General features: G+C 53.9%; 14 protein-coding genes. 3 read left to right on the top strand and 11 right to left on the bottom strand.

Going from position 1 to position 12073, the window contains the following annotated elements:
* Window positions 1-55 precede the first annotated feature (55 nt).
* Window positions 56-484: a large conductance mechanosensitive channel protein MscL gene (mscL, locus tag BVC71_RS10435; RefSeq protein WP_086451604.1), complete on the bottom strand. Its 429-nt coding sequence runs from the start codon at window positions 482-484 to the stop codon at window positions 56-58.
* A 143-nt stretch (window positions 485-627) separates the two neighbouring features.
* Between mscL and BVC71_RS10430 the strand changes: the two genes are divergently transcribed.
* The gene (locus tag BVC71_RS10430; protein ID WP_086451603.1) at window positions 628-1323 is read left to right on the top strand and encodes a glutathione S-transferase N-terminal domain-containing protein; all 696 of its coding nucleotides are present in this window, start codon (window positions 628-630) and stop codon (window positions 1321-1323) included.
* On the opposite strand, the gene BVC71_RS10425 is transcribed toward BVC71_RS10430, so the two are convergent.
* The 5 genes from BVC71_RS10425 to rpe all read right to left on the bottom strand — a co-directional run bounded on the left by BVC71_RS10425 (window position 1324) and on the right by rpe (window position 5523).
* Complete coding sequence (locus BVC71_RS10425) at window positions 1324-2001, bottom strand: glycosyltransferase family 2 protein (protein ID WP_086451602.1); 678 nt, start codon at window positions 1999-2001, stop codon at window positions 1324-1326.
* Window positions 1998-2582 (bottom strand): DedA family protein, encoded by a 585-nt coding sequence (locus BVC71_RS10420; RefSeq protein ID WP_086451601.1) that lies wholly within the window; start codon window positions 2580-2582, stop codon window positions 1998-2000. The genes BVC71_RS10425 and BVC71_RS10420 overlap by 4 nt, the downstream gene beginning before the upstream one ends.
* Before the next feature lie 3 nt (window positions 2583-2585).
* Window positions 2586-3710, bottom strand: coding sequence for a ceramide glucosyltransferase (locus BVC71_RS10415; protein ID WP_086451600.1), 1125 nt, complete (start codon window positions 3708-3710; stop codon window positions 2586-2588).
* A 12-nt stretch (window positions 3711-3722) separates the two neighbouring features.
* Window positions 3723-4565, bottom strand: coding sequence for a UDP-2,3-diacylglucosamine diphosphatase (locus BVC71_RS10410; protein ID WP_165767758.1), 843 nt, complete (start codon window positions 4563-4565; stop codon window positions 3723-3725).
* Window positions 4566-4833: 268 nt separating this feature from the next.
* On the bottom strand, window positions 4834-5523 hold the full coding sequence (rpe, locus tag BVC71_RS10405; protein WP_086451598.1) for a ribulose-phosphate 3-epimerase: 690 nt from the start codon (window positions 5521-5523) through the stop codon (window positions 4834-4836).
* A 220-nt stretch (window positions 5524-5743) separates the two neighbouring features.
* Here rpe and BVC71_RS10400 point away from each other — a divergent pair, with 220 nt between their 5' ends.
* Entirely contained in the window at window positions 5744-6502 is a 759-nt protein-coding gene (locus tag BVC71_RS10400) for a helix-turn-helix domain-containing protein (RefSeq protein ID WP_240516832.1), read from the top strand.
* On the opposite strand, the gene BVC71_RS10395 is transcribed toward BVC71_RS10400, so the two are convergent.
* Window positions 6499-7056, bottom strand: coding sequence for a 5-formyltetrahydrofolate cyclo-ligase (locus tag BVC71_RS10395; RefSeq protein ID WP_086451596.1), 558 nt, complete (start codon window positions 7054-7056; stop codon window positions 6499-6501). The genes BVC71_RS10400 and BVC71_RS10395 overlap by 4 nt on opposite strands.
* Entirely contained in the window at window positions 7053-8423 is a 1371-nt protein-coding gene (gene mgtE, locus BVC71_RS10390) for a magnesium transporter (protein ID WP_086451595.1), read from the bottom strand. The genes BVC71_RS10395 and mgtE overlap by 4 nt, the downstream gene beginning before the upstream one ends.
* A gap of 113 nt (window positions 8424-8536) precedes the next feature.
* Between mgtE and guaD the strand changes: the two genes are divergently transcribed.
* The gene (gene guaD / locus BVC71_RS10385; protein ID WP_086451594.1) at window positions 8537-9859 is read left to right on the top strand and encodes a guanine deaminase; all 1323 of its coding nucleotides are present in this window, start codon (window positions 8537-8539) and stop codon (window positions 9857-9859) included.
* Here guaD and BVC71_RS10380 read toward each other — a convergent pair.
* The 3 genes from BVC71_RS10380 to BVC71_RS10370 all read right to left on the bottom strand — a co-directional run bounded on the left by BVC71_RS10380 (window position 9811) and on the right by BVC71_RS10370 (window position 11999).
* Entirely contained in the window at window positions 9811-10305 is a 495-nt protein-coding gene (locus BVC71_RS10380) for a CAP domain-containing protein (RefSeq protein WP_086451593.1), read from the bottom strand. The two genes, guaD and BVC71_RS10380, sit on opposite strands and share 49 nt — an antisense overlap.
* Window positions 10302-11594 (bottom strand): 8-oxoguanine deaminase, encoded by a 1293-nt coding sequence (locus BVC71_RS10375; protein ID WP_086451829.1) that lies wholly within the window; start codon window positions 11592-11594, stop codon window positions 10302-10304. The genes BVC71_RS10380 and BVC71_RS10375 overlap by 4 nt, the downstream gene beginning before the upstream one ends.
* A gap of 93 nt (window positions 11595-11687) precedes the next feature.
* Window positions 11688-11999, bottom strand: coding sequence for a hypothetical protein (locus BVC71_RS10370; protein WP_086451592.1), 312 nt, complete (start codon window positions 11997-11999; stop codon window positions 11688-11690).
* Window positions 12000-12073 lie beyond the last annotated feature (74 nt).

Here is a 12073-nt window from a genome sequence, read left to right as displayed (position 1 = left end):
GACAACAAAAAAGGCCCGCCAATTTGGCGGGCCTTTTCCGTGAGTGGCGTTAACCTTATTTTTTCAGGTTGTCGCGGATTTCCAACAGAACGTCCAGCTCGCTTGGACCCTTCGGAGCCGCTGGTGCTGCTTCTTCCTGCTTTTTGGCTTTTTCTTTGATCGCGTTCACTTGGCGAACCAGCATGAACACAACGAATGCGATGATCAGGAAATTGATCACAGCCATAAAGAACGAACCATAAGCGAATACGGCTGCGCCTGCTTCGCGTGCGGCTTCTAGGCTCGAACCTTCAGGTACATCGCCGCTTAGGACGACGTATAGGTTCGAAAAATCGATACCGCCAATGAACAGACCAATGAATGGGTTGATCAGGTCATCGACCATGGATTTGACGATGGCGGTGAACGCTGCACCGACGATGATACCAACGGCCATGTCCATGACGTTGCCTTTGGCGATAAACTTTTTGAATTCTTCTAGCATTTGAATGCCCCCTTATGTCCCAATACCTGCGCAATATGTCGCAGCTGCGCAGGTTCGCACATCCTTACCCCACTCTGCGCCTATTTCTATGGAGTATTTTTCGCGCTATTTCCCCGTATAGATTTTTAAAAAGAGAGAGCGTTATGACTGATCTATCCGATTTCCTAGTGACCAAACGCTGGCCCGCACAAAACCCTGACATTTTGCAGGTGTACGCGTTTGGCACACCAAACGGCCGCAAGGTTCCCATCGCTCTAGAGGAAATGGGCATCAAATATGAATACCATTCCACTGGCGGCCTGTCTGATGACATCATGCGTAGCCCTGAATTTCTGTCGGTCAGCCCAAACAACAAAATCCCTGCGATCCTAGATCCGAACGGGCCAGACGGTGCGCCGATCACTCTGTTTGAATCGGGCGCGATCCTGCAATATCTGGCGGAAAAGTCAGGCAAATTCGCAGGCTCCACAGCATCTGAAAAATTTACCGTCTACCAATGGCTGATGTGGCAGATGGCAGGTCAGGGCCCCATGTTTGGCCAGTTGGGATTCTTTTACAAATTCGCTGGCGCCTCGATGGAGGATCCGACCGCCCGCAACCGTTACATCGGCGAAGGCAAACGTATCCTGAACGTCCTGAATACGCAGCTAGAGGGCCGCGATTGGGTCGCGGGTGACTATTCGATCGCCGATATGGCAATCGCACCATGGCTAAAAACGCTAGAGTTTTACGAGGCCAAAGACGTTCTGGAATACGGCAACTACAAAAACGTCGTCGCCTATGAACAGCGTTTTTATGACCGTCCAGCGGTTCAGCGCGGCGTCGAAGTTACCGTGTAATCACACGCGTTGGCGGCGCATTTGATAAATTTGCGCTGCCAAACCCCACGGCGGAACCGCGCGGCACATATCGCGGATCATCTTTACATCCGCCATGACCCCTGCCCGCCAGCCGTATTTCGCGTTTTTGAACGGGCTTTCGACGCCAGGCCATTTCACCACAGCAACGCGGGCGCGATCACGGACCAACAGCGAATTCATAAACACCTCTAGCCCGAATTTCGGCAGAGCCCGCATTTCATAAATGCGCGGCAGCAGCAGATCGCGCGACATGACCCGTTCGCCCGAGATGTAATCAATCCCGATCCAGTGCCAAACGCGCGGCGCATTGGTGCGCAGACTGATCGAGATATCGGCATCGCCGCCAACAACCGGCGTGATCAGATCGGTCAAATGCGACTGCTCCAAACCCAACAAATCAGCGTCCACAAACATCAGGTGACTACCCTGCGCCTGTTCGATCCCAACGGTCACAGCCCATGTTTTACCGCGGTTTTCGGGCATGCGGATCAGGCGGACGCCGTCGATTGCCTCGACCACTTCAGCCGTGCCATCGGCGGACCCATCATCGACGACGATAATTTCGTCGATATGCGGATGGCCAATGACAGAATCTAGAACGGCGCGGATCCGCGATTCTTCGTTATAGGCAGGAATAATACAGCTAAGTTTCGTCATTTCGCATCTTCCTGCGATTTTGTCGGTCCCCAGTAATACCAGATGCCGAACCCGACCAATGCAACGACCAATAGGATCATCGAGGCGCGGAAAATATAGTGGTCGATTGTCGAATAGGCATAGCCAAACACATATCCCAAAACGACGAATAGCAGCGTTTTCGGCAAGGTTCCCAATAGATTGTACCATAGGAATTGACCGATTGGCATTTTGCCTGTGCCAGCGGCGAACAATACTGCAGCCCCCGCTGAATGGGTCAGTTTGCCAATGATCAACGTCCGGCCACCTGTTTCATTGAAATGGGTTCGCAAACCTTGGCGGCGGGTCCGATTCAGCCCCAAACGCACCTGCCAACGGCCCGGCAGACTTTTGGGACCGAAACGGCCAATGGAATAAATGATGGCGTCGCCGACCAGGTCACCCAATACGCAGATCACATAGACAGCATAGACGTTCAGCAATCCCAAAGACGCCATATAGGCCGCAATCACGGTCACTATAGGGCCTTCGATCACAGTCACAGGCGCCAATAGCCATAGCCCGTGGTCCTGAACCAATTGCTGAAGGGTCGAGAAATCCATGACTTACCCTGTCGTGTCGTCCGACGACATCGCGTTGCCACGCCATTCGAATTCTTTACCGCGCCATCCTGCAATCCAAACTGCAGGTAACAGCGCATCGCGCCAGATCATCGCGACCACATCGCGCAAACCATGCGGCCAACGCGCAGCCCATGCCAGCAGCCATTCTAATCCGAACCAGAACACCGCCAAGGCCAAAACGCAGCCCCAAGGGATCGCGCACACCGCCGCCAGAATAATCGACAGGATCAACGGCACTGCGGACGAAGACAGAATTTCAGCGGCATATAGCGCGGGAAACCCCATGCGCCGCACCATTGCCCAGCGCACTTGTCGTTTCCAGACGTCTTTGAATGTGCGATCACCAATCGGTTGCGGCAGCAAATCCCCCAAAAGCCGCACATGCAGGCCCTGCCCGCGCACGGCTTTGGTCGATGCAACATCTTCGGCCATATCGCGGCCTAGTTTTTCCAATCCGCCTGCGGCCTCTAGGACATCGCGGCGCCAAAATAGGATTTTACCTTGGGCAAATCCATTTCCGAATACATCCGACGTCAATTGCCATCGGTCTTGATAGGTATTCAGGAATGCCGCCTCTAAATGGCCCGCGGCATTTGTCGGCCGAATACCAACAGGCGGAGACGTCACCAGCCCTGTGTCGGGCGTCCAGCGGGCAAACAGGCGCTGAATGTAATCATGCGGCAGCAAAACATTGCTATCGGCCATCAAGACGAAATCGTGACGTGCTGCGTTCCAACCTTTGACCAGATTGTTCAGTTTGGGGTTACCACTGACGGTATCGCGACCAATCAATAACTGCGCATCAACGTTCGGAAACTGCGCGATCAAATCATTGACCAATGGGACGGCGGGGTCATCTGCATCATCACAGCAAAAAACCAGCTGAACTGCGCCTTCGTAACTAAACGTAAAGGTACTGCGCAGCGTTTCAGCCAGATTGTTTTCCAAACCGCAAACAGGGCGCAAAACCGTCACACCCGGCTGTCCCGAAATTTCCGTTTGCGGCAGCGGACGGTGAACGGCCCAGATGGATGCGCCAACAGTCGCAGCATGTACCGCAGCGACAGAGATCACCGTCCCTGACGCCAGAATTTCCAAAAGTGTCATCGTACGTTAGGCCTAAACAGTCGCTGGAGTTTCTTCGATTTCAGCAACTGTATCACCAGTGGCCGCGCGAACGCTATGCCCTGCCCAGTCGATCATCACCAATCGACCACTGTCTGTTTCCGCAAGAGCCGTACAGTTTTCGGTCCAATCCCCGCAGTTTGCGTAGATCACGCCAAAATCACTGTGTAGCGCAAATTGGTGGAAATGGCCGCAGATGATCCCATCGGCTTTGTGGGCAACGGCCAGATCCGACAAACGCTCTTGGAAACAGTCCTGCGACCGTATCAATGAATTGACGTAACTCAGCACTTTGTCGACACCCGACCATTCGGGTTTGTCGAATGCACGCAGGACATGGTTCGTCATCAGCTGGACGCAGCGCATCAAGCTTTCGCAATGGGCACCGATTTTCGACAGGATCGGCGCGCGGCGTTCAAAGACGTCACAGGTATCGCCATGGATTACCAAAAAACGCGTACCATCGGCTGTTGTATGGTAAACGTGATCCGCAACAATAAGGTTGTCGAAATATTCACCGAAATATTTACGGAAAAACGCGTCGTGATTGCCTGGAGTGTAGATCAGTTTCACGCCGCTTTTCATGCGCTCTAGCAGCAGATTAACGACCTCGTGGTGCGCTGGTTTCCAATTGGCCCCCATTGGGCGCCAGTTATCGAAAATATCCCCAACCAGATAAATCGTGTCGGCCACATGTGATTTTAGGAACTCCAGCAGAGCCTCTGCCTGACAACTATGCGCACCTAGGTGCATGTCCGAAATAAACAGCACAGGGAAATACCGCGCATTTGGATACTGCGTCGATTTCAGCGCATCAGGATCAGAAACGGGCGACATAGCGCGCGCCAACAAATTTGCGGGAATATTTTGAGCGGGGATTTCAGTCTCACGCTGCGTTTTCATGCCTGCGGTTCCACGAATAATTCGTCCGTTACGCAGGTCGCTACCATCCGAATGTGACAACTTCGTCTCGATTCTAAATATCTGTTCGAATAAAAACGGGTCCCCAAAAACAAACAGGGCCGTATCAGTTCAATTAATATACGAACGAGACAAATCAATCCGTCGCCAAAAAATGAAAAAAGGCGCCGAAGCGCCTTTTGGTTTACAAAACCGACTGTGCAGCGGTCCGTATATCTTTGATATTTTGTCCATAGACATCTGGTTTATCGACCGATCCGCCTTTGAAAACGGCTGAACCTGCGACCAATACATCGGCACCAGCCGCGGCAACCAACGGCGCGGTTTCGGTCGTCACGCCGCCATCGATCTGGATGTGAATGTCACGATCACCGATCATTTCGCGAACCTTGCGCGTTTTATCAACGCCGGAATGGATGAATTTTTGACCACCAAATCCTGGGTTCACGGTCATAACCAATACCATGTCGACCAGATCCAGAACATCGGCCACAGCTTCGGCTGGCGTGCCAGGGTTTAAGGCGACGCCTGCTTTGACGCCTTGGGCTTTGATCGCTTGCAGGGTGCGGTGAATATGCGGACCTGCTTCGATATGGGCGGTGATCATATCGGCGCCTGCTTCGGCGTAGGCTTCGATATAGGGATCGACTGGCGCAATCATCAGGTGCACATCCATGAATGTTTTGACGTGCGGGCGGAACGCTTTGACTGCTGGGGGGCCGAATGTCAGGTTTGGAACGAAATGGCCGTCCATTACATCCACGTGGACCCAATCAGCACCTTGATCTTCGATCGCACGGATTTCAGCGCCAAAGTTGGCGAAATCAGCGGACAGGATCGATGGGGCAATCTTGATAGAGCGATCAAACGTCATAGCGTGTAGTCCCTTTTACAGCAGCGTGTCGCCTTCTAGCCAGAAATCACGAACACGTCACCCGTTTGTTTGCACCTGCGGCATTTCGCTAAAGACCGATCACCGAATCCGTGCTAATATACAACCTATGGAAATTGTTGATATTCGCCATAGTGAGTTTTTACCCGATGGCACTGCGGTTCAACTGACGCGGGCGGCCTTAGCGAACAATAGACCCAAAATGCTGCACCAGCATGATTTCTACGAATTGCTATGGGTGCAGAATGGCAAGGTCCGCCATTTCAAACAGGATGGAACGCAGGACGATTTGACCGAAGGCGCGTTAATCTTCGTCCCCCCAACAGCGGCACATGCGATCCAAGGACGCGGTAAGGACGCGATGATCGTCTCTGTCGCATTTGCCCCGCAATTCATTGACGAATTGGGGCGCGATTATCCTGATCTGGTTGGCCATTTCTTTTGGGATGCCCCAACAACAATTGCTGAACATCAGCTTTCTATCCAACAGCTCGCCACATTGAACCATGCCGCTGTCGCGATGGAGCGGCGCACACCGAACGCATTAACTGCCTCGGCGCTGTTGGTGCCGCTGCTTTCGGACTTATTAGAAGACGTGCAACCGATCGCAGACTCCGCACCTGAATGGCTGATTGCCGCCTGCCATGCTGTTCGCGATCCCGAGGTGTTCCGCGATGGCGCTGCTGGGTTTGTACGCGTTTCGGGTCGCGCTCATGCTCATGTCAGCCGCACCTGCCGCCAGTATCTAAAACAAAGCCCGTCCGAATACGTAAACAACATCCGCATGGAATACGCGGCGCGTCAATTGGTAGGCAGTTCGGAATCACTGAGCGAGATCGCGGCGGAATGTGGCATTCCCAACCTATCGCATTTTCACAAACTGTTTTTGGCGCACAATGGTCAAACGCCAGCTCAGTTCCGTCGTGCCAGACAGCGAAATGTAATTCAGCCCTCGATCTAGCCGCGCGGCACGTCGATGATGCCCGTTTCGGTTACGATCATATCCAACGGCTGATCCCACGGTTCAATCGGCAGGTCAGCGTCCTCTTGTGCGTCATAGGCGAAACCGATCGCCAATGTGGCACGTTTGGACCGCAGCAATTCCAAAGTACGGTCATAAAAACCGCCCCCATATCCCAAACGTCCGCCATCGCGGGAAAAGCCGACCATCGGGACAATGACGATCTCTGGTTCGATCCAATCCCCATTCACAGGGATCTGCGCGCCGAATGCCCCCGTTTCCAATGCGCAATCAGGCTCCCATTGCCGAAACCGTAACGGCGCGTCATTTTCGATGATAACTGGGACGCAAACGGGGCCGTGGGCCGCCGCTTCGGCCATCGCGGGCAACGGATCGATTTCGGTGCGCATCGGCATGTAACCTGCGATTGGTACACCGCGATAACCTGCCAGTACCTCGGACAAATGCGCTGCGGTGCCGATGCCTGACTCGTGGGCCACTTTACGGCGAGCAAAGGCCGCTTTGCGTGCAGCGTTTTTGTCGATCAAGGTCATAATATCATCACCGCAGCCAATCCAAGGAAGGCAAAGAACCCGACAACATCGGTCACGGTGGTCACAAAAGCACCAGAGGCCAGCGCTGGGTCAACGCCTAGTTTTTCCAATATGACAGGCACCACAGTCCCTGCGAGCCCAGCCACGACCAGATTGATGACCATAGCGACCGCCAGAACAACGCCCAGCATCGGCATACCAAACCAGACCCAACCTACCGTGCCCATCAATACGGCGAAGACCAAGCCGTTAAACAATCCAACAGCCAGTTCGCGGCGAATAACCCGCCAAACGTTTGATCCCGTTAGGTCGCGGGTCGCGATGGCGCGCACTGCAACGGTCAACGATTGTGTGCCTGCATTGCCGCCCATAGACGCGACAATCGGCATCAAAACAGCCAATGCAACCAAACCTGAAATGGTCGTTTCAAACAGTCCAATCACCATCGAAGCAAGGATCGCAGTTACTAGATTTACAGCCAACCACGGCAGACGTTGTTTCGTGGTTTCCAGTACCGTATCAGACAGGCTGCCTTCCCCCACACCAGCAAGACGTAGGATGTCTTCTTCGTGTTCTTCGTCCAGCAGGGTCATAGCGTCGTCAATTGTGATGATACCAACCAAACGATCATCATCATCGACGACAGGCGCAGAAATCAGGTGATAGTGGTTGAACGCATGGGCCACATCCGCTGCGGGGTCTTCGACGTGAAAACTGCGGAAACTTTCTTCGGCCAGATCGGTGAGTTTCTGACCGCGGCGCGCGGACAGAATACGACCCAAGGTGACATATCCCACAGGTTTCAGCCGCGCATCAATCAGGATGACGTGATAAAACTGGTCGGGCAATTCAACGTCAGACCGTAGGAAATCAATCGCTTCGCCAACAGTCCAATGGTCAGGCGCGCGGACGACTTCGACCTGCATGTGACGGCCAGCCGATTCTTCGGGGTAGGACAGCGCCTTTTCGACGGCTAGACGTTCAGCACCATCCAGCACATCCAGAACGGCCTCTTGCTGATCTTCGTCCAGGTATTCGACCAGATCGACAACATCATCCGATTCCAGATCGCGTACGACCTCGGCCAGTTCGGCTGGCGCCATCGTGTCGATGATTTCTTCCCGCAGGCCTTCGTCCAGTTCGGACAGGATTTCACCATCAACGCCTTTCCACACTTCAATCAGTGCGGTTCGGTCGCGCGGCGGCAACTGTTCGATCAGGTGCGCAATATCCGCGGGGTGTATCGGGTCCAACAGTTGTTCAATGGCGCCACGGTCACCGGCAGAGGTTGCCTCGACCACGTCATCAATCAGCGTTGGGGCAACGCCGAATGCTTCGTCTTCGTCCATTTCAAACTGTTCGGACATAGCACCCCCTTAGATCTTTGCGCTCAACATACAAAGATAACGTCGCGCGACAATGGCAGCTGGACCAAAATCATCGATTTACGACCAGTTTTACGCCCCCTAATGTCAGGCGTATGAACAAACATATTCTGACAGGCCAAACACTGGCTTTTACAGCAAATCCATTTGAAACAGATTGGAACAATGCCTTTGAACACCACACCCACGGGGCTGTGTTGATCGAAGGTGAACGCATTACCGATGTGGGCGCAGCTGACGTTATCCGCACCGCCAACCCAGATGCCAAAGTCACAGATTATGGCGATGCATTGATCACTGCGGGATTTGTGGACGCCCACATGCATTACCCGCAAACCGGCATCATCGCATCATGGGGCAAACAGCTGATTGATTGGCTGAATACGTACACGTTCCCCGAAGAATCCCGCTTTTATGACCCCGATTATGCCGCAGACATCGCCAATCGAACAATCGATTTGGCGGTCGCCCACGGAACCACGACATTAACCAGTTTCTGCACAATCCATCCTGAATCGGTCGATGCGTTTTTCACTGCGGCAGAGGCACGAAACATGGCTGTTGTTGCAGGGAAAACTTGCATGGACCGCAACGCACCCGACACACTGCGCGACACAGTCCAATCCGCATATGACGACAGCAAAGCATTGCTGGACAAATGGCACGGTCGAGGCCGCGCAACATATGCGATCACACCGCGGTTTTCCCCAACCTCAACGCCCGAACAGCTAAAGGTCTTGGGCGATCTATGGGCCGAACGTCCCGACGTGATGATGCAAACACACCTCAGCGAACAGTTGCCCGAAATTGAATGGGTCAAATCCCTATTCCCAAAGGCTCGGGACTATTTGGATACCTATGAACAATTCGGTTTGCTGGGCGAAATGGGCCTATACGGCCACGCGATCCATTTGACCGAACGCGAAATTGCGCGTCTGTCCGAAATTGGCGCGTCTGTAGTCCACTGCCCAACATCAAATACATTCATCGGATCTGGATTGTTTGACCTGATGGGGTTGTCCAAAACGCAAATGCGGATCGGTCTAGCCACAGACACCGGCGGCGGGTCGAATTTTTCGATGTTGCGTACAATGGGCGCTACTTATGAAATCGCCCAATTACGTGGCGAGGCCGTGCATCCATCACAATTGTTGTGGCTCGCCACCGAAGGGTCCGCAGCCGCGCTGCACAAAACTGGCGAAATAGGCCGACTGGCCGCGGGATCCATGGCCGACATTACGGTGATCAATCTGAAATCGACAAAGGCGATTGCGCAACGTGCGGATCGGGCTGAAACCCTATGGGATGCACTGTTCCCAACGATCATGATGGGCGATGACCGTGCGATCACCGCCACATGGATCGCGGGTCAAAACGTACACGCATCCCCCAGCATCAGCACCCATTTGTCACCATAGCGGCCCAAACCATACCGAACGAAATTCGGGTTCAGGATATTTTCGCGGTGCCCCGCCGAGGCCATCCAGTCCTGCATCACCTGAATTTCCGAGGTTTGCCCGTAAGCAAGGTTTTCACCAACGTATTGGTCGCAATACCCTGCGGCCAATGCGCGGTCAGATGGCTTTGACCCATCGGGCGCCACGTGATCAAAGAAACCTTCGGTATCCAAACGCCGCGCATAGGCATTCGCCGCTGCGGTCAACTGTGCGTTTTCTTCGACAGGCCCAACGCCGACCGCCGCGCGCTGAGATACCATCATAGCGCCAAAACCCGTCGTTGCAGGCGTTATCGTAACGGACGATGGATCAGGGATCGACGATCCAACCGGAATTGGAATGGGTACGATGACGCAGCCTGCCATCAACCCCAACGCCACTGCTGCACAAACCGAACGAACCATCATACCATCAACCCTTTTGCTAACTCATTTTGACGACGCACTAGCGCCTGTAGATCCATCGTTGCCAATTGTCCGTTATTGACGACAACCCGGCCTTCGACCAACAAATCGCGAACGGTTGTCGGGCCCGCCAACAAAATCGCTGCTGGATCCCAACTGCCAGCGGATTCGATACCAGAAACATCCCAGATGGCGATATCAGCCCGTTTGCCTACTGCGATCTGCCCGCAATCATGTCTGCCCAACACCTCGGCCCCGCCACGGGTTGCGATATACAAAGCCTCGCGGGCACTCATGGCGTCGGCACCATTGGCAACGCGTTGCAACAGCATAGCCTGTCGCGCCTCGATTACCAAATTGCCCGCGTCATTGCTGGCCGATCCATCAACGCCCAGCCCAACAGGCACACCCGCGTCTCGCATCGACCGCAGTGGTGCGATGCCAGACCCCAATCGGCAATTCGAACACGGGCAATGCGCAACACCCGTTTTCGTCCGCGCGAACAGCGAAATTTCCTCAGCGTCCAATTTGACGCAGTGGGCGTGCCACACATCGGATCCCGTCCAACCCAATTCTTCGGCATATTGGCCAGGACGACAGCCAAAATTGGCCAAACTATAGGCGATGTCTTCGTCGTTTTCGGCCAAATGCGTATGCAGCATCACGCCTTTGTCACGTGCCAAAATGGCGGCATCGCGCATCAGGTCGCGGGAAACGGAAAATGGGGAACAGGGGGCCACGCCCACGCGAACCATCGCGCCTTCGCTGTCGTCATGAAAGGTATCGATGACACGAATGCAATCATTCAGAATATCAGCTTCGTTTTCGACCAAACTGTCAGGGGGCAAACCGCCATCAGATTCGCCGATACTCATGGCGCCGCGCGTCGGATGAAAGCGCAGACCAATATCTGTCGCCGCCGCAATCGTGTCGTCCAATCGCCCCCCATTGGGGAAAAGGTACAGATGATCAGAGGTCAACGTGCACCCCGAAAGCGCAAGTTCGGCCAACCCCACCGCGGCGGATGTATAAAATTCTTCTGGCCCAAACCGCGACCAAATCGGATAGAGGGTTTTGAGCCACCCAAATAGCAGAGCATCCTGCCCACCGGGCACAGCCCGCGTGAGTGTTTGGTACAAATGATGATGCGTATTCACCAGCCCCGGGGTCACGACACAGCCCGCAGCCAGTATTGTCCGATCCACGTCTGCCGCGTCGACCTCTCCGACGGCGCGGATCACCCCATCGGAAATTAGAACATCACCAACGCATTCCCGCAGTTGGTCGTCCATCGTCAAGACGGTCGCGCCTTTGATTAAAATACGCACTGCTACGCCCCCTATTGAATAGGGCCAAAGTACTAGCGCACTAAACTACTGCAACCGTTAAACCGCGACTTTCGCCTTGGCCTGATCGAAACGGAAAACCGATACAGTTGTGAATTTGTCTGTCTTGCACACAAAACTTTCGCGCAATTCTTCTAGCACCGCATCGCCGTATTTGTTGAACCGCTTTAGCGCCGCCATCGAGGTTGCGCCAACGTGGATCAGCAAACTGCCTTCGGAATCAAAAAAGATCTCGATCGACGCCACCGGCAGCATGTGTGCGTCTTTTTCAAAAGTCTCGGTAAAGAATGCCGCGGCCAATTTCGCATTCGCCAGACTTCCGAGTTTGACTGTGTAGATTCGATAGAACATGTGACTCAAACCTGTCTGATACTTCTCACATGTTATTGGACGACCAGAGCCGCCGACTGTCGAGCAAACCTACC

This window comes from Marivivens niveibacter (genome assembly GCF_002150005.2).
In the GTDB taxonomy this organism is placed as follows: Bacteria; Pseudomonadota; Alphaproteobacteria; order Rhodobacterales; family Rhodobacteraceae; genus Marivivens; species Marivivens niveibacter.
The sequence above is the reverse complement of the archived record's forward strand: the minus strand, read 5'-3'. Positions and strand labels throughout refer to the sequence as shown.

What these genes read in the sequence shown, in the direction of transcription:
- mscL (WP_086451604.1), bottom strand. Translation starts at nt 484, where the DNA reads ATGCTAGAAGAATTCAAAAAGTTTATCGCCAAAGGCAACGTCATGGAC.
- BVC71_RS10430 (WP_086451603.1), top strand. Translation starts at nt 628, where the DNA reads ATGACTGATCTATCCGATTTCCTAGTGACCAAACGCTGGCCCGCACAA.
- BVC71_RS10425 (WP_086451602.1), bottom strand. Translation starts at nt 2,001, where the DNA reads ATGACGAAACTTAGCTGTATTATTCCTGCCTATAACGAAGAATCGCGG.
- BVC71_RS10420 (WP_086451601.1), bottom strand. Translation starts at nt 2,582, where the DNA reads ATGGATTTCTCGACCCTTCAGCAATTGGTTCAGGACCACGGGCTATGG.
- BVC71_RS10415 (WP_086451600.1), bottom strand. Translation starts at nt 3,710, where the DNA reads ATGACACTTTTGGAAATTCTGGCGTCAGGGACGGTGATCTCTGTCGCT.
- BVC71_RS10410 (WP_165767758.1), bottom strand. Translation starts at nt 4,565, where the DNA reads ATGTCGCCCGTTTCTGATCCTGATGCGCTGAAATCGACGCAGTATCCA.
- rpe (WP_086451598.1), bottom strand. Translation starts at nt 5,523, where the DNA reads ATGACGTTTGATCGCTCTATCAAGATTGCCCCATCGATCCTGTCCGCT.
- BVC71_RS10400 (WP_240516832.1), top strand. Translation starts at nt 5,744, where the DNA reads ATGCTGCACCAGCATGATTTCTACGAATTGCTATGGGTGCAGAATGGC.
- BVC71_RS10395 (WP_086451596.1), bottom strand. Translation starts at nt 7,056, where the DNA reads ATGACCTTGATCGACAAAAACGCTGCACGCAAAGCGGCCTTTGCTCGC.
- mgtE (WP_086451595.1), bottom strand. Translation starts at nt 8,423, where the DNA reads ATGTCCGAACAGTTTGAAATGGACGAAGACGAAGCATTCGGCGTTGCC.
- guaD (WP_086451594.1), top strand. Translation starts at nt 8,537, where the DNA reads ATGAACAAACATATTCTGACAGGCCAAACACTGGCTTTTACAGCAAAT.
- BVC71_RS10380 (WP_086451593.1), bottom strand. Translation starts at nt 10,305, where the DNA reads ATGATGGTTCGTTCGGTTTGTGCAGCAGTGGCGTTGGGGTTGATGGCA.
- BVC71_RS10375 (WP_086451829.1), bottom strand. Translation starts at nt 11,594, where the DNA reads ATGGACGACCAACTGCGGGAATGCGTTGGTGATGTTCTAATTTCCGAT.
- BVC71_RS10370 (WP_086451592.1), bottom strand. Translation starts at nt 11,999, where the DNA reads ATGTTCTATCGAATCTACACAGTCAAACTCGGAAGTCTGGCGAATGCG.